The sequence below is a fragment of the Streptomyces sp. M92 genome, assembly GCF_028473745.1.
In the GTDB taxonomy this organism is placed as follows: Bacteria; Actinomycetota; Actinomycetes; order Streptomycetales; family Streptomycetaceae; genus Streptomyces.
The window spans coordinates 2,290,889-2,316,793 of record NZ_CP101137.1; the positions used below are offsets into that span (position 1 = coordinate 2,290,889).

Annotated in this window: 19 protein-coding genes and 3 rRNA genes; 18 read left to right on the plus strand and 4 right to left on the minus strand. The window is 69.5% G+C overall.

The genetic code is table 11. The features are described from left to right. Nucleotides 1–20: 20 nt before the first annotated feature. Nucleotides 21–878 (minus strand): DUF3109 family protein, encoded by an 858-nt coding sequence (locus M6G08_RS10375; RefSeq protein WP_383145439.1) that lies wholly within the window; start codon nucleotides 876–878, stop codon nucleotides 21–23. Nucleotides 879–949: 71 nt separating this feature from the next. Between M6G08_RS10375 and M6G08_RS10380 the strand changes: the two genes are divergently transcribed. From M6G08_RS10380 to ilvD, 4 genes are all read left to right on the plus strand, one after another. Further along, nucleotides 950–1,882: a Ppx/GppA family phosphatase gene (locus M6G08_RS10380; RefSeq protein WP_272586880.1), complete on the plus strand. Its 933-nt coding sequence runs from the start codon at nucleotides 950–952 to the stop codon at nucleotides 1,880–1,882. A gap of 70 nt (nucleotides 1,883–1,952) precedes the next feature. Next, a complete protein-coding gene (locus M6G08_RS10385; protein WP_272586881.1) occupies nucleotides 1,953–2,783 on the plus strand; it encodes a sugar phosphate isomerase/epimerase family protein in 831 nt (276 codons plus the stop codon). Next, on the plus strand, nucleotides 2,780–3,391 hold the full coding sequence (locus M6G08_RS10390) for a TetR/AcrR family transcriptional regulator (RefSeq protein WP_272586882.1): 612 nt from the start codon (nucleotides 2,780–2,782) through the stop codon (nucleotides 3,389–3,391). Before M6G08_RS10385 ends, M6G08_RS10390 begins: the two co-directional genes overlap by 4 nt. Nucleotides 3,392–3,512: 121 nt before the next feature. After that, entirely contained in the window at nucleotides 3,513–5,366 is a 1,854-nt protein-coding gene (ilvD, locus tag M6G08_RS10395; RefSeq protein ID WP_272586883.1) for a dihydroxy-acid dehydratase, read from the plus strand. Nucleotides 5,367–5,383: 17 nt separating this feature from the next. Here the strand turns inward: ilvD and M6G08_RS10400 are convergent, their stop codons facing one another. Further along, entirely contained in the window at nucleotides 5,384–7,573 is a 2,190-nt protein-coding gene (locus M6G08_RS10400) for a serine/threonine-protein kinase (protein WP_272586884.1), read from the minus strand. A 180-nt stretch (nucleotides 7,574–7,753) separates the two neighbouring features. Between M6G08_RS10400 and M6G08_RS10405 the strand changes: the two genes are divergently transcribed. The 7 genes from M6G08_RS10405 to proC all read left to right on the plus strand — a co-directional run bounded on the left by M6G08_RS10405 (nucleotide 7,754) and on the right by proC (nucleotide 13,796). Further along, nucleotides 7,754–8,080, plus strand: coding sequence for an SH3 domain-containing protein (locus tag M6G08_RS10405; RefSeq protein ID WP_272586885.1), 327 nt, complete (start codon nucleotides 7,754–7,756; stop codon nucleotides 8,078–8,080). A 164-nt stretch (nucleotides 8,081–8,244) separates the two neighbouring features. Next, nucleotides 8,245–8,910 (plus strand): DUF4232 domain-containing protein, encoded by a 666-nt coding sequence (locus M6G08_RS10410; protein WP_272586886.1) that lies wholly within the window; start codon nucleotides 8,245–8,247, stop codon nucleotides 8,908–8,910. A 42-nt stretch (nucleotides 8,911–8,952) separates the two neighbouring features. Beyond that, nucleotides 8,953–9,456, plus strand: coding sequence for an EamA/RhaT family transporter (locus tag M6G08_RS10415; RefSeq protein WP_272586887.1), 504 nt, complete (start codon nucleotides 8,953–8,955; stop codon nucleotides 9,454–9,456). Nucleotides 9,457–10,352: 896 nt separating this feature from the next. Continuing rightward, nucleotides 10,353–11,159, plus strand: coding sequence for a class I SAM-dependent methyltransferase (locus tag M6G08_RS10420; RefSeq protein WP_272586888.1), 807 nt, complete (start codon nucleotides 10,353–10,355; stop codon nucleotides 11,157–11,159). 32 nt (nucleotides 11,160–11,191) lie between these two features. Then, nucleotides 11,192–12,010, plus strand: coding sequence for an ABC transporter ATP-binding protein (locus M6G08_RS10425; protein WP_272586889.1), 819 nt, complete (start codon nucleotides 11,192–11,194; stop codon nucleotides 12,008–12,010). Further along, nucleotides 12,007–12,798: an ABC transporter permease gene (locus M6G08_RS10430; protein ID WP_272586890.1), complete on the plus strand. Its 792-nt coding sequence runs from the start codon at nucleotides 12,007–12,009 to the stop codon at nucleotides 12,796–12,798. Before M6G08_RS10425 ends, M6G08_RS10430 begins: the two co-directional genes overlap by 4 nt. Before the next feature lie 185 nt (nucleotides 12,799–12,983). Further along, nucleotides 12,984–13,796 carry a pyrroline-5-carboxylate reductase gene (gene proC, locus M6G08_RS10435; RefSeq protein ID WP_272586891.1) on the plus strand — a complete coding sequence of 271 codons (813 nt, stop codon included), beginning with the start codon at nucleotides 12,984–12,986 and terminating at the stop codon, nucleotides 13,794–13,796. A 258-nt stretch (nucleotides 13,797–14,054) separates the two neighbouring features. Here proC and M6G08_RS10440 read toward each other — a convergent pair whose 3' ends face one another. Further along, entirely contained in the window at nucleotides 14,055–14,639 is a 585-nt protein-coding gene (locus tag M6G08_RS10440; RefSeq protein WP_272586892.1) for a cysteine hydrolase family protein, read from the minus strand. 74 nt (nucleotides 14,640–14,713) lie between these two features. Between M6G08_RS10440 and M6G08_RS10445 the strand changes: the two genes are divergently transcribed. Then, nucleotides 14,714–15,697 (plus strand): GlxA family transcriptional regulator, encoded by a 984-nt coding sequence (locus M6G08_RS10445; protein ID WP_272586893.1) that lies wholly within the window; start codon nucleotides 14,714–14,716, stop codon nucleotides 15,695–15,697. On the opposite strand, the gene trpS is transcribed toward M6G08_RS10445, so the two are convergent. Then, a complete protein-coding gene (trpS, locus tag M6G08_RS10450) occupies nucleotides 15,652–16,662 on the minus strand; it encodes a tryptophan--tRNA ligase (RefSeq protein WP_272586894.1) in 1,011 nt (336 codons plus the stop codon). The two genes, M6G08_RS10445 and trpS, sit on opposite strands and share 46 nt — an antisense overlap. A gap of 832 nt (nucleotides 16,663–17,494) precedes the next feature. Here trpS and M6G08_RS10455 point away from each other — a divergent pair. The 6 genes from M6G08_RS10455 to M6G08_RS10480 all read left to right on the plus strand — a co-directional run bounded on the left by M6G08_RS10455 (nucleotide 17,495) and on the right by M6G08_RS10480 (nucleotide 25,808). Beyond that, nucleotides 17,495–19,025, plus strand: a 16S ribosomal RNA gene (locus M6G08_RS10455). Nucleotides 19,026–19,331: 306 nt separating this feature from the next. Next, nucleotides 19,332–22,451 (plus strand): 23S ribosomal RNA (locus M6G08_RS10460). Nucleotides 22,452–22,539: 88 nt separating this feature from the next. Next, nucleotides 22,540–22,656 (plus strand): 5S ribosomal RNA (gene rrf, locus M6G08_RS10465). Together the 16S, 23S and 5S rRNA genes form the textbook arrangement of a ribosomal RNA operon. Nucleotides 22,657–22,731: 75 nt before the next feature. Beyond that, nucleotides 22,732–23,379, plus strand: a complete 648-nt coding sequence (locus M6G08_RS10470; RefSeq protein ID WP_272586895.1) for an HAD family hydrolase — start codon at nucleotides 22,732–22,734, stop codon at nucleotides 23,377–23,379. A gap of 73 nt (nucleotides 23,380–23,452) precedes the next feature. Then, entirely contained in the window at nucleotides 23,453–24,685 is a 1,233-nt protein-coding gene (locus M6G08_RS10475; RefSeq protein ID WP_272586896.1) for an MFS transporter, read from the plus strand. Continuing rightward, nucleotides 24,636–25,808, plus strand: coding sequence for an acetoin utilization protein AcuC (locus M6G08_RS10480; RefSeq protein WP_272586897.1), 1,173 nt, complete (start codon nucleotides 24,636–24,638; stop codon nucleotides 25,806–25,808). The genes M6G08_RS10475 and M6G08_RS10480 overlap by 50 nt, the downstream gene beginning before the upstream one ends. The last annotated feature ends 97 nt before the right edge of the window (nucleotides 25,809–25,905 follow it).

Consider the following 25,905-nt stretch of genomic DNA (forward strand, 5'->3'; position numbering starts at 1 on the left):
CCCACGAGCCCGCCCCGGCTTCAGCGGCCGTCCGCCCCCGGATCCGCCGGATGAGGCGCCAGCAGCGGCAACTGCGACGCCAGCCGCTCCTCGCACAGCTCGACCAGCCGGTCGTACCCGGCCTTGCCCATCAGCTCGATCAGCTCCGGCCGGTAGGACACGTACACCGGCTCCCCCGCCCCGTGCGCCGACGTCGCCGAGGTGCACCACCAGTGCAGGTCGTGCCCGCCCGGCCCCCACCCCCGGCGGTCGTACTCACCGATCGACACCTGCAGCACACGCGTGTCGTCGGGCCGGTCGATCCACTCGTACGTCCGCCGCACCGGCAGTTGCCAGCACACGTCCGGCTTGGTCTCCAGCGGCTCGCGGCCCTCCTTGAGCGCCAGGATGTGCAGCGAGCACCCCGCGCCGCCGGCGAACCCGGGCCGGTTCTGGAAGATGCACGAGCCCTGGAAGGGCCGGGTCTGCCGGGAGCCCTCGTCGTCCTCGGAGACCCACCCGTCCCGCGTGCCCTCGGCGTGGTGCTGCCAGATGTCCGGCGTGAGCCTCGCCACGTGCTCGGCGACCCGCTTCTCGTCGTCCTCGTCGGAGAAATGGGCGCCCAGCGAGCAGCACCCGTCGTCCGCGCGGCCCGCCTGGATGCCTTGGCAGCCGCTGCCGAAGATGCAGTTCCAGCGAGAGGTCAGCCATGTCAGATCGCAGCGGAAGACCTGCTCGTCGTCCGCCGGATCCGGAAACTCCACCCACGCGCGTGCGAAGTCGAGCCCCTTCTCATCGCCCATTTCACGCGTCTTTTCCCGTTTACCCTGCTTGGCCGACTTGGTCGACTCGGCCGACTTGGCCGGCTTGTCGTCCTTTGCCTTCTTCGTCTTTGGCACGGCTCCAGGGTAAGTCGCCCGAGCGCGAACACGGTGCCGCCGCCGGCCCCGCCGGCAGTAGCGTTCCGTACATGAGACTCGGTGTCCTCGACGTGGGTTCGAACACGGTGCATCTGCTGGTGGTGGACGCCCACCCCGGTGCCCGCCCGCTGCCCGCGCACTCCCACAAGGCCGACCTGCGCCTGGCCCAGCTCCTCGACGAGGACGGCGCCATCGGCCCCGACGGCGTCGAACGCCTGATCGCCGTCGTCCACGACGCCCTCCGCGCCGCCGAGGACAAGGGCGTCGAGGACCTGCTGCCCTTCGCCACCTCCGCCGTGCGCGAGGCGACCAACGCCGACGACGTCCTCGCGCGCGTGCGCACCGAGACCGGCGTCGAGCTGGCGGTCCTCAGCGGCGAGGAGGAGGCCCGGCTCACCTTCCTCGCCGTCCGCCGCTGGTTCGGCTGGTCCGCGGGCAAGCTGCTGGTCCTCGACATCGGCGGCGGCTCCCTGGAGATCGCCTACGGCATCGACGAGGAGCCCGACACCGCCGTGTCGCTGCCGCTCGGCGCGGGCCGGCTGACCGCCGCCCGCCTGCCCGGCGACCCGCCCCACCCGGACGACGTCAGGGCGCTGCGCCGCCACGTCCGTACGGAGATCGCGCGGACGGTCGGCGAGTTCAGCCGCTTCGGCGCCCCGGACCACGTGGTCGCCACCTCCAAGACCTTCCGGCAGCTGGCCCGCATCGCGGGCGCCGCCCGTTCCGCCGAGGGCCTGTACGTCCAGCGTGAGCTGAAGCACGCCTCACTGGAGGCGTGGGTGCCCCGCCTCGCCGCCATGACCGCCGCCGAGCGCGCCGAGCTCCCCGGCGTCTCCGAGGGCCGCGCGAACCAGCTGCTGGCCGGTGCCCTGGTCGCGGAGGCCGCGATGGACCTCTTCCACGTGGAGAGCCTGGAGATCTGCCCGTGGGCCCTCAGGGAGGGCGTGATCCTGCGCCGCCTGGACCACATGGGCCAGGGATGAGGGGCGCCCGGAGGAGCATGGCGAACAGGCGCCCCGCACCCACCCGACCCCACCCCGTAACCTGGCCCCCGTGGCAGAACCAAGGGACGTAGTCCGCATCCCGGATGCGAAGGTCGCCCTGTCGACCGCCTCCGTCTACCCGGAGTCGACGGCGACGGCCTTCGAGATCGCCGCGCGCCTCGGCTACGACGGCGTCGAGGTCATGGTCTGGACGGACCCCGTCAGCCAGGACATCGACGCCCTGCGCAGACTCAGCGACTACCACCACATGCCGATCCTGGCCGTGCACGCCCCGTGCCTGCTCATCACGCAGCGCGTCTGGTCCACCGACCCCTGGACCAAGCTCCAGCGCGCCCGGTCCGCCGCCGAGCGGCTCGGCGCGTCCGCCGTCGTCGTCCACCCGCCGTTCCGGTGGCAGCGCCAGTACGCCCGGGACTTCGTCGACGGCATCTGGCGGATGGCGGACGAGACGGACGTGCGGTTCGCCGTCGAGAACATGTACCCCTGGCGCTACCGCGACCGCGAGATGCAGGCGTACGCCCCCGACTGGGACGTGACCAAGGACGACTACCGCCACTTCACGATCGACCTGAGCCACGCGGCCACCTCCCGCACCGACGCCCTCGCCATGGTCGACCGCATGGGCGACCGCCTCGGCCACGTCCATCTCGCCGACGGCAAGGGCTCCGCCAAGGACGAGCACCTGGTCCCCGGCCGCGGCAGCATGCCCTGCGCCGAGGTGCTGGAGAGCCTCGCGCACACCGGCTTCGACGGCCATGTCGTCATCGAGGTCAACACCCGTCGCGCGATGTCCAGCGCCGAACGTGAGGCCGATCTCGCCGAGGCACTGGCCTTCACGCGCCTGCACCTGGCGTCGGCGGCGAAGGCGCGGGGGCGGTGACCGGTACCCCGGAGGGGACCCGCCGCCGCGGCCGCCCCCCGCGCACGGAGTCCGCCGACACCCGCGCCCGCATCCTCACCGCGGCCCGCGAGGAGTTCTCCGAGCGCGGCTACGAGAAGACCTCCGTACGCGGCATCGGCAAGGCGGCGGGCGTCGACGCGGCGCTGGTGCACCACTACTTCGGCACCAAGGAGCAGGTCTTCGAGGCGGCCATCGAGGTCGCCTTCGCGCCCGCGCTCCAGGCCCCGGACGCGATCGGCGACGGCCCCCTCGACGACGTCGGCGAGCGGCTGACCAGGTTCATCATCGGCGTGTGGGAGAACCCGGCCACCCGCAAGCCGGTGCTGGCCATCGTCCGCTCCGCCGTGAACAACGAGACCGCCGCCGCCGTCTTCCGCCGCCTGATCGCCGCCCAGGTGATGCGGCGCCTCGCGGCCCGGCTGGAGCGGCCGGACGCGGAGCTGCGCGTCGAACTGGCGGCGGCGCAGCTGGTGGGATGCGCGATGCTCCGGTACGTGATCAAGGTGGAGCCGCTGGCCTCGGCCGACCCGGAGGACCTCGTCGCCCGCCTGGCACCGGTGGTACAGGGCCACCTCACCGGCCCCTGAGGGCACCCGCCCGCAGCCTGCGGCGAGACGGACGTCCCGTATTCCGGACGCCCTGTCCCGACCCATGGATGACCGGCGTACGCTCGACGACAGTCATAACTCTCCGAAGGAGCGAGCGACGATGCCCGAACTGAGGTCCCGCACAGTCACCCACGGCCGCAACATGGCGGGCGCCCGCGCCCTTATGCGTGCCTCCGGTGTACCCGGCGCGGACATCGGGCGGAAGCCGGTCATCGCCGTCGCCAACAGCTTCACGGAGTTCGTGCCGGGCCACACCCACCTCGCGCCGGTCGGCCGGATCGTCAGCGAGGCGGTCGTCGCGGCCGGCGGCATCCCGCGCGAGTTCAACACGATCGCCGTCGACGACGGCATCGCCATGGGCCACGGCGGCATGCTCTACTCCCTCCCCTCCCGCGACCTGATCGCGGACAGCGTGGAGTACATGGTCGAGGCCCACTGCGCCGACGCCCTGATCTGCATCTCCAACTGCGACAAGATCACCCCGGGCATGCTCAACGCGGCGCTCCGCCTGAACATCCCGACGGTCTTCGTCTCCGGCGGCCCCATGGAGTCCGGCCGCGCCACCCTGGTCGACGGCACGGTCCGCACGCTGGACCTGGTCGACGCGATGTCGGAGGCGGTCAACGACAAGATCTCCGACGAGGACATCCTCCGCATCGAGGAGAACGCCTGCCCGACCTGCGGCTCCTGCTCCGGCATGTTCACCGCCAACTCGATGAACTGCCTCACCGAGGCCATCGGCCTCTCCCTCCCCGGCAACGGCTCGGTCCTCGCCACCCACACCGCCCGCAAGGCGCTCTACGAGAACGCCGCCCGCACGGTCCTGGACCTGACCCGCCGCTACTACGAGCAGGACGACGACTCGGTCCTGCCCCGCAACATCGCCACCCCCGCGGCCTTCGAGAACGCCATGGCGCTCGACATCGCGATGGGCGGCTCCACCAACACGATCCTGCACCTGCTGGCCGCCGCCCAGGAGGCGGAGGTCGCCTACGGCCTCACCGAGATGGACGCCCTCTCGCGCCGCGTCCCGTGCCTGGCCAAGGTCGCGCCGAACGTCGCCAAGGACCGCACGTACTACATGGAGGACGTGCACCGCGCGGGCGGCATCCCCGCCCTCCTCGGCGAACTGCACCGCGGCGGCCTGCTCAACGAGGACGTCCACTCCGTCCACAGCCCGTCCCTGGCCGACTGGCTGAAGACCTGGGACATCCGCGGCGGCTCGCCCTCCCAGGAGGCCGTCGAGCTGTGGCACGCGGCCCCCGGCTGCGTCCGCTCCGCCGAGGCCTTCTCCCAGTCCGAGCGCTGGGACTCCCTGGACGAGGACGCCGAGGGCGGCTGCATCCGCTCCGTCGAGCACGCCTACTCCAAGGACGGCGGCCTCGCGGTCCTGCGCGGCAACCTCGCCGTGGACGGCTGCGTCGTCAAGACCGCCGGCGTGGACGAGTCGATCTGGACCTTCGAGGGCCCGGCCGTCGTCTGCGAGTCGCAGGAGGAGGCCGTCCAGAAGATCCTCACCCAGCAGGTCAAGGAGGGCGACGTCGTCGTCATCCGCTACGAGGGCCCCAAGGGCGGCCCCGGCATGCAGGAGATGCTCTACCCGACCTCGTACCTGAAGGGCCGCGGCCTCGGGAAGGCCTGCGCCCTGGTCACCGACGGCCGCTTCTCCGGCGGCACCTCGGGCCTGTCCATCGGCCACGCCTCGCCCGAGGCGGCGGCCGGCGGCACCATCGCCCTCGTCGAGGACGGCGACCGCATCCGCATCGACATCCCCAACCGCTCCATCGAGCTGCTGGTCGACGACGCCGAGCTGACCCGTCGTGAGCAGGCCCTGAACGGCCGGTACGCCCCGAAGAACCGCGACCGCAAGGTCTCCGCGGCCCTGAAGGCGTACGCCGCGATGGCGACCAGCGCCGACAAGGGCGCCGTGCGCGACGTGAGCAAGCTGGGCTGAGGCCCCTCGGACCCCGCCTACCAGCCGGCGGGGTCCCGCCCCGCCACCCCGAACACCGTCCCGTCGGGCGCACCCGCGTAGACGTGGCCGCCCGCGAGCACGGGCCGGGGGAGCGCGGCGGGCACGCGGTCCGACTCGGCACCGAGCCGCGGCCGCGTCTGCCCCAGCAGCCGTCCCGTACGGGCGTCGACACCGAGGAGCCGCCCGTCCGGCGCGCTGACGTACACGTGCCGCCCGTCGGACGCGGGCGCCGAGCCCCGGCTCACCCCCGTCTCCAGCCGCCACCGCTGCTTCCCCGCCGCCATGTCCACGGCCACCAGCGAACCGCCCGCGCCCATCAGGTACACGGTGTCCCCGCGCACCCCGGCCTCGGCCTGCGCGACCGGCACCGGCAGCTTCACCCGCCGGACGTCACCCGTACCGGGCGTGTACCGCACCACGGCCTTCGCGTCCCCGTACACGGCACCGCCCGCGACGAGGTACACCGACCCGTCCGCCGCCCCCACGGGCGTCAGCGACCCGGCCAGCTCCGCGTCCCACCGCACGTCACCGGTGGCCGGGTCCACCGCGGTGACCCGGGTCCGCTCCCCGTCCCCGGCCGCACTCACCGCGTACGCCGACGGGTCCCCGGCGAAGGTCGAGAAGTACGGCACGGCCTGCCCCGGAATCCGGTGCGACCACTCGACGTCGCCCGAGGCGCTGTCCACACCGGTGACCGTCCCGTCGGAGCGGGTGAGCAGCAGGGTGTCACCGGCCACCCGCACTCCGTCGTACTCGGGCACGTCCTCCTGCCACACCTGCCGGCCCGTGGCCGGATCGAGCGCCTCCAGCGTGCCGGTCCGGTCGAGGGAGGGCTGCACCAGGCCGCCCGACACGACCGGCGGTTCACTGCGCACCGCCTCCTCGGCCTCGTGCCGCCACAGCGTGCCGCCGTCGGCCGGATCGAGGGCGAAGACCACCCCGGGCCGCGCGCACAGCAGCACCCGCGCCGCGTACGAGCACTGCGGCATCCCCGCGCCCTTCGACGCGGGAGCCGCCTCCCACACGCCGAAACCGCCGGGCGCGCTCCGGCCGGCGGGCGCCTTCCGCGCCGGTTCCGCGCCGCCGAACACCTGGACCGAGGCGAGCCCGCCCAGCACGGCGAGGCTCACCGCCCCGGCCACCAGCCCCGTCCGCCGCCCCAGCCGCCGCACGGACCACCGCGCGGGTACGTCGGCTCCGCGCCCCGGAGCACTTTCCGCAGGAGCCTCGCCTACGGCGGCAGCCTCGCGTGCGGCGGGGACCTCCCGTACGTCCGGCGCCCGCGGCGCCACCGCCCCCGCTTCCCCTTCCGCCGCCTGCACCCGCTGCGCCGGTATGAACACCTGCGTGTCGTACGCCGCCGCCACCGACCGCAGCTCCCGCATCAGCTCGTCCGGCGTGGGCCGGTCGCCGGGCTCCTTGGCGAGACAGCGCAGCACCAGCGGCGCGAGCGTCTCCGGTACGCCTACCAGGTCGGGCTCGTCGTGCACGACCTGGTAGGCGACGACGTAGGGACTGTCGGAGTCGAACGGCCCGCGTCCGGTCGCCGCGTGCACCATGAGCGACCCGAGCGCGAACACGTCCGCGGCGGGCCCGACCTCCCGGGGCCGCCGGAACTGCTCGGGCGCCATGAACGGCGGCGTGCCGATCAGCTTCCCGGTCTCGGTCCGCAGCTCGCTGTCCTTCGGCCGGGAGATGCCGAAGTCGATGACCTTCGGCCCGTCCTCGGCGAGCAGCACGTTGCTCGGCTTCAGGTCCCGGTGCACGACCCCGACCCGGTGGATGTCGCGCAGCGCCTCCGCGAGCCCGGCCATCAGCCGGCGCAACTGGTCCGGATCCATCGGCCCGTTCCGCTTCACCTGCTCGGAGAGCGTCGGACCGGGGATGTACAGCGTGGCCATCCAGGGCCGCCCGCTGTCCGGATCGGCGTCCACGACCGGTGCCGTGAACGCCCCGCTCACCCGCCGCGCCGCGGCCACCTCCTGCCGGAACCGTCCCCTGAACTCGGGGTCCCTGGCATACGAGGCGTGTACGACCTTCACCGCGACCCGCATTCCCGAAGTGCTCCGGGCCAGGTGCACGACGCCCATCCCGCCCGAACCCAGACAGGACTCCAGACGGTAGTGACCGGCGTACTCCGGAAGTTCCGCTTCCGCGCCCGCTCCGGCGTTCGGCTGCGGCGCCATGGAACCACCCCCGTGCTGTTCGTTCGCGCGCGCGACGCTCGGAGCCTAGTCGATGGTTCCGACGGGGCCGAGGCGGCTTGCTAGCCTCCGCGTGCGAGTCACGAACTGCTGTTCCACGGCTCGTCTCAGGGGAATCAATGTGACCCCGCGGCACTCGCGGGGTGAACGGGGGAGGTTTTCATGTCTGCCGACCAGCTCACGGACGCCGCGGGCGAGGACGAGAGCACGACCGCCGAGGCCGTCACCACGACGGCCGCTGCCGCCGGCTCCTACCCGGTGGCGCCGGGCTACCGGCTGAACGTCCGCAGCGGTCCCGGCACCGGCTACTCCGTCGTCCGGGTCCTGCCCGAGGGGTCGCGGGTGCAGATCTACTGCCAGACGTCGGGCACCAGGGTCTCGGGCCCGTACGGCACCTCGAACATCTGGGACAACATCGGCAGCGGCCAGTACGTCTCCGACGCGTACGTCCGCACCGGCAGCGACGGTTACGTGGCCCCCCGCTGCTGACCTTGTAACTGACCTTGTAACAGGGCTGTCCTGAGGACGTCTTAGGAGGTCGCCGAGGGGAACGGCGTGCCGGTCCGAGCGGCTCTTGCTGACCGGAAGCGCCGCTCGCACCGATGGGTACGGGCGGCGGACCGGCACGCCAACCGACTCCGAGGTAGACAACGATGCGCGTTCGCAAGCTGACCATCGCCGCCATGGCCCTCGCCGCCGGCCTTTCGCTCACGGCCTGCCAGAACGACGACGCCACCGACGGGAGCGCCGCCCCGCCGGCCGCCTCCACCGGGTCCTCCTCGACCGGCGGCTCCGCTTCGACGGGCCCGGACCAGCAGGGCGGAACGGACTCCGAGGGGACCCCCGGCGCCACGGGAGGCACCGGAGGCGCCGGAGGCACCGACGAGGACGGCAAGGCGGCGGCCAAGTGCCGCACGGACGAGCTGGAGATCACGGCGACCGACGCCACGATCGGCGGCGACGACAGGGGCACCGTCGCGGTGGACCTGAAGAACGGCGGCGGCCGGGACTGCTCGCTCGCGGGCCACGCGGGCGTCGACCTGAAGACGAATTCCGGCACCCTGTCCGCCGAGCGCACGGGCGAGCCGGCCCCCTCGGTGGTCCTGAAGGACGGGGAGCGGATCACCTTCGGCATCACCTACCCGATCAACGACTCGGGCGGCTCCGGCGTCCGCATCACGGGGCTGGTGGTGACCCCGCCGGACGAGACGAAGTCGGTCACCCTCGACTGGCCGGGCGGCGCCACGCTGCCCGTCACGGACGGCTCCGGCACCCCGGTGCAGGTCGGCCCGCTCGGCAGCGCCGGCCAGGGCGGCTGACCGCGGCGCAGCCTCCCGAGAGGCGCGCGCCATAATCGACCCGTGAGCGCAGAGAACGGCACCAACGGCACCCCGGACACCCCCGCGGGCCCCCGCCCCGAACCCCTCCGGTTCTACGGCACGACCTGGGTCCACCACGACAACGGCTACACCGCCCGTCGGGTGGGCCTCGCCGTCGGCTCCCTCGCCGCGGCGGCCGCCGCCTGCTTCGTGCTCCGCGTCGCCTACCAGGGTCTCCAGATCGCGGACATCGGCAGCTTCGTCTCGCTGCTGATGATCGTGATGTTCGCGGTCTGCAGCGCGCTCGCCTTCCGCCACACCTGGTCCGCCTTCGGCACCCGCCCCGACCCCGACCGCCAGTCCTCCCTCCGCGGACTGCTGGCCATCGGATTCGTCGGCTCCCTCCTCGCCTACTTCTTCCGCACCTTCACCGAGGCCCCGGGCGAGAAACTGCACCGCGCGGAGTACGAGAAGGCCCGCGCGGAGTACGAGAAGCGCACCACCCGCCGCTCGGGAAACCCTTCCAAGAAGCGCCGCCGCCGCTGACACCACCTACGCCGCCCCGCCGCTGACACCACCTACGCCGCCCCGCCGCTGACCCGCTTACGTCGGGCGGTCGCTGACCCGCCTACCCTGGCCCGTCGCTGACGCTGCTCACGCCGGGCCGTCGCTGATGCGCTCACGTCGGGCCGTCGCTGGCCCGCCTACGCTGCCCCGCCTACGCTGGCCCGTCGCTGACGCTGCTCACGTCGGGTCGTCGCTGATGCGCTCACGTCGGGCGGTCGCTGACCCGCTTACGTTGGCCCGCCGCTGACACCACCTACGCCGCCCCGCCGCTGACCCGCTTACGTCGGGCGGTCGCTGACCCGCCTACGCTGGCTCGTCGCTGACGCTGCTCACGCCGGGCCGTCGCTGATGCGCCCGCGCCGGTCCGTCGTCCATGCAGCCCGCCCCACCTCTCCCGCCACACGCCGCCCGTCGTCATCGCGGTTCCGTCGCCTTCGCCGCCCGTTGCCTGGGTCGGCCATCGCTTACAGCGTCGCTCGCCAACGCCGGCGCGGTCGCCGATGGCGCCGCCTACGCCGGCCAGTCGCCTAATCCGGGCGGTCGTTGATGCCGCCCGCCACACACCGCCCGTCGTGATCACCATTCCGTCGCCTACGCTGCCCGTTGCCTGGGTCGGCCGTCGCTCACCGCACTGCCCGCCATCGTCGGCGCGGCCGCCGCTGACGCCTTGCCGGCCCCCGCGCGGCCGCCCGCCGCCTGCCCGGCGCGGCGCTGGATCTGCCTGGTCCCTGCCTGCCCTGCCTCGGTGCCTGCCCGGCCCGACCGCCGGGCCTCCCTCAACGCCGACCCGGCCCGGCGATGCCGAGTCCCCGCCCCTCCCGGCCCCTCCCGCAATCCCCTGCGCCCCCCCAGCACCACCCGGCCACCATGTCCCCATGACGCCGACGCCCGGAGCCACCCCACCCCCGGCCCAGCCCGCCGCCCACGCCGCCCGCGCCCACTCCTTCAACTCGGCCGCGGCCCAGTACGCCGCCAACCGCCCCTCCTACCCGCCCGCCCTCTTCGACGTGCTGGAGGAGTTCGCCGGCCACCCTCTGGCCGGCTCCCGTGTCGTGGACGTCGGCGCCGGTACGGGCATCGCCACCGCCCGCCTGCACGCGCGCGGCGCCGACGTGATCGCCGTCGAACCCGGCGACGGCATGGCCGCCGAGTTCCGCCACACCCTCCCCGACGTGCCGGTCGTCCAGGGCAACGGCAACGCCCTCCCCCTCGCCGACCACAGCGCCGACCTCCTCACCTACGCCCAGGCGTGGCACTGGACCGACCCCGCGCTCTCGGTCCCGGAGGCGCTCCGCGTGCTGCGACCGGGCGGCACGCTCGCACTGTGGTGGAACACCGAGGCCTTGGACGTGCCCTGGATCGCCGCGGCGGCCCGCCGCGTCGACCGGCACTTCGACCACGAGCTGTCCGCCGAGAGACGGGAGGTCGGCCCGGGCGTCGCCGACCCCGCGGGCCGCCTCGGCCTCACCCGCCGTGAGATCCGCTGGAGCCGCCGCGTCCCCGTCGACACCCACCTGGCCAACCTCACCAGCCACTCCGTCTTCCTGACCGACACCGCCGAACGCCGCGCGGCCTTCCTGGCCGAGGAGCGCCGGCACCTCCTGACCGCCTTCCCGGACGGAGTCGTCGAGGAGACGTACGTCGTCGTCCTCCTGCTCGCCGGGGCCCCTGCGACCGCTTGACGACGGATGGGCCGCGGAGGAGTATTCATCGCATGATGAATTACTCTTCCGCCCCACCCGGAGAAGCCGGCGGTGCCCCCGCCCCACCCGCCGTCCACGCCGAGGACCTCACCGTCGTCCGAGGCCCCCGCACCGTCCTGCGCGGCCTCGGCTTCACCGTCCCCCGAGGCCGGATCACCGGCCTCCTCGGCCCCTCAGGCTGTGGCAAGTCGACCCTCATGCGCGCGATCGCCGGCACCCAGGCCGAGGTCACCGGCACCCTGGACGTCCTCGGCCGCCCCGCCGGCCACCCCGCCCTCCGTACCCGCATCGGCTACGTCACCCAGGCCCCGTCCGTCTTCGACGACCTGACCGTCCGCCAGAACCTCGACTACTTCGCCGCGATACTCGCCCCCGGCAGAGCCGCCTCCGACCGCCGTCGGGACGACGTCACCCGGGCGATCACCGACGTCGACCTCACCTCCCACGCCGACGCCCTCGCCGGCAACCTCTCCGGCGGCCAGCGCAGCCGCGTCTCCCTCGCCGTCGCCCTCCTCGGCGACCCGGAGCTCCTGATCCTCGACGAACCGACCGTCGGCCTGGACCCCGTACTCCGCCGAGACCTGTGGACCCTCTTCCACTCCCTCGCCGCCGACCGCGGCGCCACTCTCCTCGTCTCCTCCCACGTCATGGACGAGGCCGAGCGCTGCCACCGCCTCCTCCTCATGCGCGAGGGCGAGATCCTCGCCGAGGACACCCCCGACGCCCTGCGCGCCCGCACCGGCTCCGAAACGGTCGAGGGAGCCTTCCTCCACCTGGTCGACGAGGCGAAGGCGAAGGCGGCGACCCGCACGAAGGAGACCACCCGATGACCACACCCACGGCCCCCGCGCCCGCTCTGCCCCCGGCCCCCACACGCGCCCTCAGCCTCTCCCGCACCACCGCCACGGCCGCCCGGGTCCTGCGCCAGCTGAGCCACGACCCGCGCACCATCGCCCTGCTGATGCTGATCCCCTGCGTGATGCTCTTCCTGCTGCGTTACGTCTTCGACGGCAGCCCGCGCACCTTCGACAACATCGGCGCCTCGCTCCTCGGGATCTTCCCGCTGATCACGATGTTCCTGGTCACGTCCATCGCGACCCTGCGCGAGCGCACCTCCGGCACCCTCGAACGCCTCCTCGCCATGCCCCTGGGCAAGGGCGACCTGATCGCCGGCTACGCCCTGGCCTTCGGCACCCTCGCCATCGTCCAGTCGGCCCTCGCCACCGGCCTGGCCGTCTGGCTCCTCGGCCTCGACGTGACCGGCAGCCCCTGGCTCCTGCTCCTGGTCGCGCTGCTCGACGCCCTCCTCGGCACGGCACTCGGCCTCTTCGTCTCGGCCTTCGCGGCCTCCGAGTTCCAGGCGGTGCAGTTCATGCCGGCCGTGATCTTCCCCCAGCTGCTCCTCTGCGGCCTGTTCACCCCGCGCGACAAGATGCACCCGGCCCTGGAGGCGATCTCCGACGTCCTGCCGATGTCGTACGCGGTGGACGGCATGAACGAGGTCCTCCGCCACACCGACATGACCACCGCCTTCATCCGTGACGCCCTGATCGTCGCGGGCAGCGCCGTGCTGGTCCTGACCCTGGGCGCGGCGACCTTGAAACGCCGAACGGCGTGACAGCCCGTCCGGCGTTTGCGGACGAGACCGTCCAGGCCGAAAGCGGGCCCGACGGTCCCCGCCGGCCCCCGACGGCCGCCGCGTCCCGCGGACTGGACACGACACCCCACCCCGCCACCACGAATGCGAGGATGACGACAACGGACGACGCACCCCAGACAGGTCACCGGAGGGCACCCGAACCCATGACCCAGAAAGTCGCAGTCCTCGGCACCGGCAAGATCGGCGAAGCCCTGCTCAGCGGAATGATCGGAGCCGGCTGGGCCCCCGCCGACCTCCTGGTCACCGCCCGCCGCCAGGAACGGGCCGACGAACTCCGCGCCCGCCACGGAGTCACCCCCGTCACCAACGCCGAGGCCGCCAAGACCGCCGACACCCTGATCCTCACGGTCAAGCCGCAGGACATGGGCACCCTCCTCGACGAACTCGCCCCGCACGTCCCCGCCGACCGCCTGGTCATCAGCGGCGCCGCGGGCATCCCGACCGCCTTCTTCGAGGAGCGTCTCGCCCCCGGCACCCCGGTGGTCCGCGTCATGACGAACACCCCGGCCCTCGTCGACGAGGCCATGTCCGTCATCTCCGCCGGCACCCACGCCACCGCCGATCACCTCGCCCACACCGAGGAGATCTTCGGCGCCGTCGGCAAGACCCTGCGCGTCCCCGAGTCCCAGCAGGACGCCTGCACCGCCCTCTCCGGCTCCGGCCCGGCGTACTTCTTCTACCTGGTCGAGGCCATGACCGACGCAGGCATCCTCCTGGGCCTGCCCCGCGACAAGGCGCACGACCTCATCGTCCAGTCCGCGATCGGCGCCGCGAAGATGCTCCGCGACAGCGGCGAACACCCGGTCAGGCTCCGCGAGAACGTCACGTCCCCCGCCGGAACCACGATCAACGCCATCCGCGAGCTCGAGAACCACGGCGTCCGCGCCGCCCTCATCGCCGCCCTGGAGGCCGCCCGCGACCGCAGCCGCGAACTGGCCTCCGGCACCAAGGACTGACCGGACCCGTAGGACACGCCAGACTTCGTGTCCTTGGGGCGGGGACGGACCGGCGAAGTTCACGTTCTCGCCGAATTCTCGCCGAACGAGGCCGACACCGACATCGTCTCTGACGCGGCACCTGCCCGCTCGCGTCAAGGACATCCGTGTCTGGGCCGGCGCTGTGGGCCCGGCCCAGCGACTCCACGAGCCGACCGGCGACCGACCGAGACCGCCGCCCCGTGCGCCCCGCCCCGGTCCGCGCACCAGGGGCGGGGCTCACTTCGCCGCGCTCAGCACGTCCTCGGTCGTCACCACCCGCGCGAAGCCGCCCCCGTGCAGCGAAACCGCCGATGCCCGGGCCAGCTCGTCGGCGCTCTGCCGCCAGCCGAAGGGTCCCGCCAGCCCGAAGGTGTACGTGGCGTCGAGGGCGACGACGACCTCGTATCCGAGGTTCCCGCCCATCCGTGCCGTCGTCTCGACGCACATGTTGGTCTGGATCCCGGCCAGCACGATCTGCGAGATTCCCGCCCCGCGCAGCCAGGCGCCCAGGTCCGGCGACCCCAGGAACGCCGAGTTCACGGACTTCGTGACCAGCAACTCGGCCCCGCCGCCCTTCCCGCGCCGCTGCTCCACGTACTCCTTGAACCCGTTGCCCCGGTACCCGGCCCGCAACGGCGATCCAGGCTCGGCGGAGTCGTGCCGCACGAAGACGACCGGCCGCCCGGCCGACTGCCATGCGTCGATGAGTGCGGCGATGTTGTCGTCCGCCGCCGGATTGTTGCGCGTACCCCAGAAGTCGGCTTCCTCGAAGCCCTTCTGCACGTCCACGACCACCAGTGCCGCGTTCTCCAGGATCTCCATGCCCCGATGGTCACGCCCCGCGGGACCAGATCACAGAGGTACAGAAGTCAGCGACCGATGGTTTACTGCCACTCATGGCAGCCCCCTACCGCATCGCCATGGTCGCCTTCCCGGGTATCCGGGCCTTCGACGTCTCCGTCATCACCGAGGTGTGGGGCGCCGACCGCACCGACCGGGGCGCCCCCGCCTTCGAGCTGCGCCGCGCCGCCGTCGACGGCACCACCGTCGTCCCGATGCGCGGCGGCCTCGCCCTCCACCCCGACCGCCCGCTCGACTGGCTGGACCGGGCCGACCTGGTCGTGGTGCCCGGCCTCGACGACCACGTCACCCCGGCACCCGCCCCGGTCCTCGACGCCCTCCGCCGCGCCCATGCCCGCGGCACGCCTGTCGCCGCCCTCTGCGGAGGCGCCTTCACCCTCGCCCAGGCAGGCCTCCTCGACGACCGCCGTGCCATCACCCACTGGCGCCTGGTCGACCTCCTCCGGACCCGGCACCCTCGGATCAAGGTCGTCCCGGACGCCCTCTTCATCGAGGACGACAACATCTGGACCGCCGCGGGCACGGCGGCGGGCATCGACCTCTGCCTCCACCTGGTCCGTCTGGCCCACGGCGCCGAGGCCGCCGCCACCATCGCCCGCTCGATGGTCACCGCCCCCTTCCGCACAGGCACACAGGCCCAGTTCATCGAGCACCCCACACCCCGCGCCGACCGGGACGCCGACGCCCTCGCCGACGTCCGCGAGCACGCCCTGCGCCACCTGCACGAACCTCTCACCGTCGCCGACCTGGCAGCCCGCGCGGGCATGTCCCCCCGCACCTTCGCCCGCCACTTCACGGCGGCGACCGGTACCACCCCGCTCCGCTGGCTCCTCGACCAGCGTGTCGCCGCCGCCCAGAAACTCCTGGAGCGCACCGACCTGGCCATGCCCGAGGTGGCCCGCCGGTCCGGCTTCGGCAGCGAGGTCACGATGCGCCAGCACTTCGCATCGCGCCTCGCCACCAGCCCCCGCGCCTACCGAGCCGCGTTCACCGGCGGCAGCAACCCGATCGCCCGGTAGGCCGCATCCACGGTCGGCCGGGCCATCGCCCGAGCCTTGTCCGCCCCCTCCCTCAGCACGCCCTCCACGTACCCGGGATCCGCGCACAGCTCCTTGTGCCGCTCCCGCACGGGACGAAGCACCTCGACGACGGCCTCGGCGGCGTCCTTCTTCAGCGCCCCGTACGAGTCGTACGCACCCGCCAGCTCCGCCGGCTCCCCACCCGTGCAGGAGGCGAGGATCTCCAGCAGATTGGCGAGCCCCGGCCGCGCCTCACGGTCGTACACGACCTCCCGCCCGCTGTCGGTCACGGCCCGCGCGACCTTCTTCCGCACCACGTCCGGCTCGTCCAGCAGGTAGACGATCCCCGGCCCGACATCGTCGCTCTTCCCCATCTTCGACGTCGGGTCCTGCAGGTTCATGACCCGGGCCGCCACACCCGGCAGGGTCGCCCGGGGCACCACGAACGTGTGCCCGTACCGCTGGTTGAACCGCACCGCGAGATCCCGCGCCAGTTCCACGTGCTGCGCCTGGTCGTCCCCCACCGGCACCTCGTCCGTCCCGTACGCCAGGATGTCCGCCGCCATCAGCACCGGATACGTCAGCAGCGACAGCCGCACACTCCCGCCCCGCACCCGCTCACGCGCGGCCTTCTCCTTGTACTGGATCATCCGCCGCATCTCCCCGTCGGTGGCGACGCACTCCAGCACGTACGACAACCGCGCGTGCTCGTCCACGTGGCTCTGCACGAACACCGTGCACCGCTCCGGCTCCAGCCCCGCCGCCAGCAACAGCGACGCCGCCTGCCGGCTCAGTCTGCGCACCCGCGCCGGATCGTGGTCGACGGTCAGTGCGTGCAGGTCGACGACGCAGAACACCGCGTCCGACCGATGCTGGTCGACCGTGACCCACTTCCGCATGGCGCCCAGATAGTTGCCCAGCGTCAGGTGCCCGGTCGGCTTTACCCCACTGAAGACCCGTGTCATCTCTCCACCTCCTGGTCAGGACCGCCGCCATCCGCCGGCCGCCCCTCCCGGAGGGAGATACGAGAACGGCCGCCGAAGCGGCGGCCGTCGAGTGCATACGTGTGTACGGCCGCCGTCAGGCGGCCCACCAGAGCTGAGTACACGTACGCGTCATCACGCCCTCCACACTACGCCCCGGCGGAGCGCCAGGCTCGGGATTTGACACCTTGGGGGCCCACTCGTAGTGTTCTCCGAGTTGTCCGACGTGAGCGCCGACTCCGGTCGGTCCCCGGACAGCGATTCCGTAAGTACCAACACACCTCGACGGGCTGTCGCATTGTCGACGTCGTCGTCGTGTTGTCGGTGCGTGCAATTACGGAATGAGGAATCCACGTCCGACAGGACGCGGTCCCCGATTAGCTCGGAGGCCGGGAATCCGCTAAAGTCTCACTCCGTCGGAACGGCCCAACAGCCGCGAAGGCAACCCCCTCTGACGGGGAATCAGAGCCCGAAAGGATCTGATAGAGTCGGAACCGCCGGAAAGGGAAACGCGAAAGCGGGAACCTGGAAAGCACCGAGGAAATCGGGTCGGAAAGATCTGATAGAGTCGGAAACGCAAGACCGAAGGGAAGCGCCCGGAGGAAAGCCCGAGAGGGTGAGTACAAAGGAAGCGACCGTTCCTTGAGAACTCAACAGCGTGCCAAAAGTCAACGCCAGATATGTTGATACCCCGACCTGATCGGTTCGATCGGGTTGAGGTTCCTTTGAAATAACACAGCGAGGACGCTGTGAACGGTCGGACTATTCCTCCGACTGTTCCGCTCTCGTGGTGTCACCCGATTACGGGTAAACATTCACGGAGAGTTTGATCCTGGCTCAGGACGAACGCTGGCGGCGTGCTTAACACATGCAAGTCGAACGATGAACCACCTTCGGGTGGGGATTAGTGGCGAACGGGTGAGTAACACGTGGGCAATCTGCCCTGCACTCTGGGACAAGCCCTGGAAACGGGGTCTAATACCGGATACTGATCCTCGCGGGCATCCGTGAGGTTCGAAAGCTCCGGCGGTGCAGGATGAGCCCGCGGCCTATCAGCTTGTTGGTGAGGTAATGGCTCACCAAGGCGACGACGGGTAGCCGGCCTGAGAGGGCGACCGGCCACACTGGGACTGAGACACGGCCCAGACTCCTACGGGAGGCAGCAGTGGGGAATATTGCACAATGGGCGAAAGCCTGATGCAGCGACGCCGCGTGAGGGATGACGGCCTTCGGGTTGTAAACCTCTTTCAGCAGGGAAGAAGCGAAAGTGACGGTACCTGCAGAAGAAGCGCCGGCTAACTACGTGCCAGCAGCCGCGGTAATACGTAGGGCGCAAGCGTTGTCCGGAATTATTGGGCGTAAAGAGCTCGTAGGCGGCTTGTCACGTCGGTTGTGAAAGCCCGGGGCTTAACCCCGGGTCTGCAGTCGATACGGGCAGGCTAGAGTTCGGTAGGGGAGATCGGAATTCCTGGTGTAGCGGTGAAATGCGCAGATATCAGGAGGAACACCGGTGGCGAAGGCGGATCTCTGGGCCGATACTGACGCTGAGGAGCGAAAGCGTGGGGAGCGAACAGGATTAGATACCCTGGTAGTCCACGCCGTAAACGGTGGGCACTAGGTGTGGGCAACATTCCACGTTGTCCGTGCCGCAGCTAACGCATTAAGTGCCCCGCCTGGGGAGTACGGCCGCAAGGCTAAAACTCAAAGGAATTGACGGGGGCCCGCACAAGCGGCGGAGCATGTGGCTTAATTCGACGCAACGCGAAGAACCTTACCAAGGCTTGACATACACCGGAAAACCCTGGAGACAGGGTCCCCCTTGTGGTCGGTGTACAGGTGGTGCATGGCTGTCGTCAGCTCGTGTCGTGAGATGTTGGGTTAAGTCCCGCAACGAGCGCAACCCTTGTCCCGTGTTGCCAGCAAGCCCCTTCGGGGGTGTTGGGGACTCACGGGAGACCGCCGGGGTCAACTCGGAGGAAGGTGGGGACGACGTCAAGTCATCATGCCCCTTATGTCTTGGGCTGCACACGTGCTACAATGGCCGGTACAATGAGCTGCGATACCGCGAGGTGGAGCGAATCTCAAAAAGCCGGTCTCAGTTCGGATTGGGGTCTGCAACTCGACCCCATGAAGTCGGAGTCGCTAGTAATCGCAGATCAGCATTGCTGCGGTGAATACGTTCCCGGGCCTTGTACACACCGCCCGTCACGTCACGAAAGTCGGTAACACCCGAAGCCGGTGGCCCAACCCCTTGTGGGAGGGAGCTGTCGAAGGTGGGACTGGCGATTGGGACGAAGTCGTAACAAGGTAGCCGTACCGGAAGGTGCGGCTGGATCACCTCCTTTCTAAGGAGCACTTCTTATCCAGGCTTTGCTTGGTTCAGAGGCCAGCATGCGAGCGAACGTCTCGCACTGGTTGCTCATGGGTGGAACGTTGACTACTCGGTTCAGACCACGGGTCGGTGGCTGCTAGTACTGCTCTTCGGAGCGTGGAACGCATGATCACCGGGCGGGACTGGGCCGGGCACGCTGTTGGGTGTCTGAGGGAATGATCTTCCTTCAGTGCCGGCCCCAGTGCACTCGGGATGTGGTCCCGGGGTGATGGGTGGTTGGTCGTTGTTTGAGAACTGCACAGTGGACGCGAGCATCTGTGGCCAAGTTTTTAAGGGCGCACGGTGGATGCCTTGGCACCAGGAACCGATGAAGGACGTGGGAGGCCACGATAGGCCCCGGGGAGTCGTCAACCAGGCTTTGATCCGGGGGTGTCCGAATGGGGAAACCCGGCAGTCGTCATGGGCTGTCACCCGCTGCTGAACACATAGGCAGTGTGGAGGGAACGCGGGGAAGTGAAACATCTCAGTACCCGCAGGAAGAGAAAACAACCGTGATTCCGGGAGTAGTGGCGAGCGAAACTGGATGAGGCCAAACCGTATACGTGTGAGACCCGGCAGGGGTTGCGTGTGCGGGGTTGTGGGATCTCTCTTCTACGGTCTGCCGGCCGTAGGGCGAGTCAGAAACCGTTGATGTAGGCGAAGGACATGCGAAAGGTCCGGCGTAGAGGGTAAGACCCCCGTAGTCGAAACGTCAGCGGCTTGCTTGAGAGACACCCAAGTAGCACGGGGCCCGAGAAATCCCGTGTGAATCTGGCGGGACCACCCGCTAAGCCTAAATATTCCCTGGTGACCGATAGCGGATAGTACCGTGAGGGAATGGTGAAAAGTACCGCGGGAGCGGAGTGAAATAGTACCTGAAACCGTGTGCCTACAAGCCGTGGGAGCGTCGCGCAAGGACTTGTCCTTGCGTCGTGACTGCGTGCCTTTTGAAGAATGAGCCTGCGAGTTTGCGGTGTGTTGCGAGGTTAACCCGAGTGGGGTAGCCGTAGCGAAAGCGAGTCCGAACAGGGCGGTTGAGTAGCACGCTCAAGACCCGAAGCGGAGTGATCTAGCCATGGGCAGGTTGAAGCGGAGGTAAGACTTCGTGGAGGACCGAACCCACCAGGGTTGAAAACCTGGGGGATGACCTGTGGTTAGGGGTGAAAGGCCAATCAAACTCCGTGATAGCTGGTTCTCCCCGAAATGCATTTAGGTGCAGCGTCGTGTGTTTCTTGCCGGAGGTAGAGCACTGGATAGGCGATGGGCCCTACCGGGTTACTGACCTTAGCCAAACTCCGAATGCCGGTAAGTGAGAGCGCGGCAGTGAGACTGTGGGGGATAAGCTCCATGGTCGAGAGGGAAACAGCCCAGAGCATCGACTAAGGCCCCTAAGCGTACGCTAAGTGGGAAAGGATGTGGAGTCGCACAGACAACCAGGAGGTTGGCTTAGAAGCAGCCACCCTTGAAAGAGTGCGTAATAGCTCACTGGTCTAGTGATTCCGCGCCGACAATGTAGCGGGGCTCAAGCGTACCGCCGAAGTCGTGTCATTGCAGCATGACGGCTAACGCCGGCTGTGATGGGTAGGGGAGCGTCGTGTGCCGGGTGAAGCAGCCGCGTAAGCGAGTTGTGGACGGTTCACGAGTGAGAATGCAGGCATGAGTAGCGATACAAACGTGAGAAACGTTTGCGCCGATTGACTAAGGGTTCCTGGGTCAAGCTGATCTGCCCAGGGTAAGTCGGGACCTAAGGCGAGGCCGACAGGCGTAGTCGATGGATAACCGGTTGATATTCCGGTACCCGCTGTGAAGCGTCAAACATCGAGCATCGTGATGCTAAGGCCGTGAAGCCGCCCTGGATCCTTCGGGTGAAGGGGAGTGGTGGAGCCGCTGAACCAAGCGGTTAGTAGGTGAGTGATGGGGTGACGCAGGAAGGTAGTCCATCCCGGGCGGTGGTTGTCCCGGGGTAAGGGTGTAGGCCGTGCGGTAGGTAAATCCGTCGCACACAAGGCTGAGACCTGATGCCGAGCCGATTGTGGTGAAGTGGATGATCCTATGCTGTCGAGAAAAGCCTCTAGCGAGTTTCATGGCGGCCCGTACCCTAAACCGACTCAGGTGGTCAGGTAGAGAATACCGAGGCGTTCGGGTGAACTATGGTTAAGGAACTCGGCAAAATGCCCCCGTAACTTCGGGAGAAGGGGGGCCACGCCTGGTGATCGGATTTACTCCGTGAGCTGGGGGTGGCCGCAGAGACCAGCGAGAAGCGACTGTTTACTAAAAACACAGGTCCGTGCGAAGCCGTAAGGCGATGTATACGGACTGACGCCTGCCCGGTGCTGGAACGTTAAGGGGACCGGTTAGCTTGGATTCGTCCAGGCGAAGCTGAGAACTTAAGCGCCAGTAAACGGCGGTGGTAACTATAACCATCCTAAGGTAGCGAAATTCCTTGTCGGGTAAGTTCCGACCTGCACGAATGGCGTAACGACTTCTCGACTGTCTCAACCATAGGCCCGGTGAAATTGCACTACGAGTAAAGATGCTCGTTTCGCGCAGCAGGACGGAAAGACCCCGGGACCTTTACTACAGTTTGATATTGGTGTTCGGTTCGGCTTGTGTAGGATAGCTGGGAGACTTTGAAGCTCGCACGCCAGTGTGGGTGGAGTCGTCGTTGAAATACCAGTCTGGTCGTGCTGGATGTCTAACCTGGGTCCGTGATCCGGATCAGGGACAGTGTCTGATGGGTAGTTTAACTGGGGCGGTTGCCTCCTAAAGAGTAACGGAGGCGCCCAAAGGTTCCCTCAGCCTGGTTGGCAATCAGGTGTTGAGTGTAAGTGCACAAGGGAGCTTGACTGTGAGACCGACGGGTCGAGCAGGGACGAAAGTCGGGACTAGTGATCCGGCGGTGGCTTGTGGAAGCGCCGTCGCTCAACGGATAAAAGGTACCCCGGGGATAACAGGCTGATCTTCCCCAAGAGTCCATATCGACGGGATGGTTTGGCACCTCGATGTCGGCTCGTCGCATCCTGGGGCTGGAGTCGGTCCCAAGGGTTGGGCTGTTCGCCCATTAAAGCGGTACGCGAGCTGGGTTTAGAACGTCGTGAGACAGTTCGGTCCCTATCCGCTGTGCGCGTAGGAGTCTTGAGAAGGGCTGTCCCTAGTACGAGAGGACCGGGACGGACGAACCTCTGGTGTGCCAGTTGTTCTGCCAAGGGCATGGCTGGTTGGCTACGTTCGGGAGGGATAACCGCTGAAAGCATCTAAGCGGGAAGCCTGCTTCGAGATGAGGACTCCCACCCACTTGATGGGGTAAGGCTCCCAGTAGACGACTGGGTTGATAGGCCAGATATGGAAGCGCCGTAAGGTGTGGAGTTGACTGGTACTAATAGGCCGAGGGCTTGTCCTCAGTTGCTCGCGTCCACTGTGTTGGTTCTGAAACCACGAACAACCCCACGCTCGTCACAGGCGTGGTGCGGTTGAGAGTTTCATAGTGTTTCGGTGGTCATAGCGTAGGGGAAACGCCCGGTTACATTCCGAACCCGGAAGCTAAGCCTTACAGCGCCGATGGTACTGCAGGGGGGACCCTGTGGGAGAGTAGGACGCCGCCGAACAGTTATTGCGAGAAAGCCCCGCACCGGGAACGGTGCGGGGCTTTCTGCATTTCAGGGGTCGTTTAGTGTCTCCGTATGCGCTACGACCTGGTTATCTTCGACAACGACGGCGTCCTCGTCGACAGTGAGCCGATCTCGAACCGGCTGCTGGCCGGCTATCTGAGCGAGCTCGGGCACCCGACGTCGTACGAGGACTCCCTGCGGGACTACATGGGCGCCGCGATGCACCGGGTGCACGACCTCGTACTGGAGCGGACGGGGCGGAAGCTGCCCGAGGACTTCGACGACGTGTTTCACCGGCGGGTCTTCGCCGCGTTCGAGGAGGACCTGGAGGCCGTGCCCGGGGTCGTCGGGCTGCTGGAGAAGCTGGCGGTGGACGGAGTGCCGTACTGCGTGGCGTCCTCGGGGAGCCACGAGCGGATCCGGGTGGGGCACCGGAAGACGGGGCTGGACCGGTGGTTCGAGGACGAGCGGATCTTCAGCTCCCAGGACGTGGGGCGGGGGAAGCCCGCTCCGGACCTGTTCCTGTACGCGGCGGAGCGGATGGGCGTCGCGCCGGAGCGGTGTGTCGTCGTGGAGGACAGTCCGCTGGGTGTGCGGGCGGCCGTCGCCGCCGGGATGGACGTGTACGGGTTCACGGCGATGACGCCGGCCGGGAAGCTGGCCGGGGCCACCGGGCTCTTCCAGGACATGGGGGAGCTGGCGGGGTTGCTGACGACCTGACCGGAAAAGCTGAGCAGGATTCATCTCTGGCTGGATCTACCCACGGGTAAGCGGGAGCTCTACGCTCGCCGCCATGACGGATGTGCTGCGGCGCGGCAGGGTCTCGTTGGCGTTCGGCTTCTTCGCCCAGGGCGTCGCCTTCGCCCTGCTGGTGACGCGGATCCCGGCCGTCCAGGACCGGTACGGGGTCTCCGACGCGCTGCTGCCCGTCTTCCTGGCCGCCGTGCCCGTGCTGGCGGGGGTCGGGAGCGTCGTGACCGGGCGCTTGGTGCGGCGGGCGCGGCCGAGCCGGCTGCTGCGGTGGTCCCAGCCGGTGGTGCTGCTGACGCTGCTCGGCGTCGGGGCTGGGGACGGGGTGGCGGCGCTGGCCGTGGCGCTCGGGCTCTTCGGGCTCGCCGTGGGGGCGCTGGACGCCTCGATGAACATGCTCGGCGTGAGTCTCCAGCGGGCGTACGGGCGCAGCATCATGCTGGGGTTCCACGCGGCGTACAGCCTGGGCGGGATCCTGGGGGCCTCGCTGGCCTGGGCGGGGGCGCACTGGGACCTCGCGTTGTGGGTGTCGTACCTGCCGGTCGTGGTGGTGCTCTTGCCGCTGGCGCTGGTGGGGAGCCGGTGGTACGTCGACGAGGAGGGCGTCGGGAAGGGCGGGTCGCGAGCGGCGGAGGGTGCGGGCGTCGGGTTCAAGGTGCTGTTGCCGTTGTGCCTGGTGATGACGTTCGCGTACATCGGGGACTCGACCGTTTCCAACTGGAGCGCCAAGTACCTCCAGGACGTGCTGGGGAGTTCCGAGCAGCTCGCCACCGTGCCGTACAACGTGTACATGGTGACCACGCTGGTGGGGCGGGCCCTGGGGGACTTCGGGGTGCGGCGGTTCGGGGCCGTGGCGGTGGTGCGGGGTGGGGCCGTGGTAGCGGCGGGTGGGTTCGCCGTGGTGGCGGGAGCGCCGGGGGCCTGGGCGGGGATGCTCGGGTTCACGCTGCTGGGGCTGGGGTTGTGCGTGCTGGTGCCGCAGACGTTCGCGGCGGCGGGGCGGCTGGCCGAGGAGAGGGGCGGCGGTCCGGGGGCGTCCGACGCGGCGGTGGCGCGGCTCAATGTGTTCAACTACGTCGGTTTCCTGATCGGTTCGCCGTTGGTGGGGGCGCTCGGGGACGCCTGGAGCTATCGCGGGGCGATGCTCGTACCGATGGTGTTGGTGCTGGTGACGGTCGTGTACGCCAGGTCGTTCGAGTCTCAACGGGACCGATACGGTGACGGGCATGAGCGGCCGCGCACAGCTGATGTGGGACGAGGCAGTAACGGGCTATGACTTCGGGCCGGAGCATCCGATGGATCCGGTCCGGCTCGCCCTGACACGGAGTCTGGTCGGCGCCCTCGGGCTCGACCGGGAGGTGGACGTGGTCGCGGCGCGTGCGGCGGGGGAGTCGACGCTGCGGCTCGTGCACCGGGAGGACTACATCGACGCGGTGAAGGCGGCGTCGGTGGAGCCGGACGCGGCGGACGTGTCGTACGGACTCGGGACGGTGGACGATCCGGCCTTCGCGGGGATGCACGAGGTGTCCGCGCTGATCGCCGGGCAGTCGGTGGGGGCGGCGGAGGCGGTGTGGCGCGGGGAGGCGCCGCACGCGGTGAACTTCGCGGGCGGGCTGCACCACGCGATGCCGGGCGCGGCGTCCGGGTTCTGCGTTTACAACGACGCGGCGCTGGCGATCGCGCGGCTGCTGGAGCTGGGGGCCGAGCGGGTCGCGTACGTGGATGTGGACGTGCACCACGGGGACGGGGTGCAGGCGGCGTTCTGGGAGGACCCGCGGGTGCTGACGGTGTCGCTGCACGAGCATCCGCGGACGCTGTTCCCGCAGACCGGGTGGCCGGAGGAGACGGGGGCGGAGTGCGCGCAGGGGTCGGCGGTGAACGTCGCGCTGCCGGCCGGGACCGGGGACGCGGGGTGGTTGCGGGCGTTCCACGCGGTGGTGCCGGAGGTGCTGGCGGACTTCCGGCCGCAGGTGCTGGTGACGCAGCACGGGGCGGACACGCACTTCGAGGATCCGCTGGCGCACCTGGCGGTGTCGCTGGACGCGCAGCGGGCGGTGCAGGTGGCGTGCCACGACCTGGCGCACGAGTACGCCGGGGGGCGGTGGGTGGCGCTCGGGGGCGGTGGCTACGCCGTGGTGGACGTGGTGCCGCGGTCGTGGACGCATCTGGTGGGGATCGCGGCGGGGCGGCCGGTGGAGCCGGAGACGGTGATCCCGGAGGGGTGGCGGCAGGAGGTGTTCGCGCGGACGCGGCAGCTGGGGCCGATGCGGATGACCGATGGGCGATGGCCGGTGGGGTGGGCGTCGTGGGAGGCGGGGTACGACCCCGCGGATCGGTTGGATCAGGCGGTGGTGGCGGCTCGGCGGGCGGTGTTTCCGTTGCGGGGGTTGTTGGCGTAGCGGGGGTGGGTCGTTGGTTGCCCGGTGTGGGTGCCGGCCGGGGCGGGTGTCGCAGCCCGGCGTTGCGGGGTGCCGCTGGAGGGAGCGGGAACGTTAC

Excerpts from the sequence above, each read along its gene's own strand:
- M6G08_RS10380 (WP_272586880.1), top strand. The coding sequence starts at position 950 with ATGAGACTCGGTGTCCTCGACGTGGGTTCGAACACGGTGCATCTGCTG.
- ilvD (WP_272586883.1), top strand. The coding sequence starts at position 3,513 with ATGCCCGAACTGAGGTCCCGCACAGTCACCCACGGCCGCAACATGGCG.
- M6G08_RS10400 (WP_272586884.1), bottom strand. The coding sequence starts at position 7,573 with ATGGCGCCGCAGCCGAACGCCGGAGCGGGCGCGGAAGCGGAACTTCCG.
- M6G08_RS10405 (WP_272586885.1), top strand. The coding sequence starts at position 7,754 with ATGTCTGCCGACCAGCTCACGGACGCCGCGGGCGAGGACGAGAGCACG.
- M6G08_RS10410 (WP_272586886.1), top strand. The coding sequence starts at position 8,245 with ATGCGCGTTCGCAAGCTGACCATCGCCGCCATGGCCCTCGCCGCCGGC.
- M6G08_RS10420 (WP_272586888.1), top strand. The coding sequence starts at position 10,353 with ATGACGCCGACGCCCGGAGCCACCCCACCCCCGGCCCAGCCCGCCGCC.
- M6G08_RS10425 (WP_272586889.1), top strand. The coding sequence starts at position 11,192 with ATGATGAATTACTCTTCCGCCCCACCCGGAGAAGCCGGCGGTGCCCCC.
- M6G08_RS10430 (WP_272586890.1), top strand. The coding sequence starts at position 12,007 with ATGACCACACCCACGGCCCCCGCGCCCGCTCTGCCCCCGGCCCCCACA.
- proC (WP_272586891.1), top strand. The coding sequence starts at position 12,984 with ATGACCCAGAAAGTCGCAGTCCTCGGCACCGGCAAGATCGGCGAAGCC.
- M6G08_RS10440 (WP_272586892.1), bottom strand. The coding sequence starts at position 14,639 with ATGGAGATCCTGGAGAACGCGGCACTGGTGGTCGTGGACGTGCAGAAG.
- M6G08_RS10445 (WP_272586893.1), top strand. The coding sequence starts at position 14,714 with ATGGCAGCCCCCTACCGCATCGCCATGGTCGCCTTCCCGGGTATCCGG.
- trpS (WP_272586894.1), bottom strand. The coding sequence starts at position 16,662 with ATGACACGGGTCTTCAGTGGGGTAAAGCCGACCGGGCACCTGACGCTG.
- M6G08_RS10470 (WP_272586895.1), top strand. The coding sequence starts at position 22,732 with ATGCGCTACGACCTGGTTATCTTCGACAACGACGGCGTCCTCGTCGAC.
- M6G08_RS10475 (WP_272586896.1), top strand. The coding sequence starts at position 23,453 with ATGACGGATGTGCTGCGGCGCGGCAGGGTCTCGTTGGCGTTCGGCTTC.
- M6G08_RS10480 (WP_272586897.1), top strand. The coding sequence starts at position 24,636 with ATGAGCGGCCGCGCACAGCTGATGTGGGACGAGGCAGTAACGGGCTAT.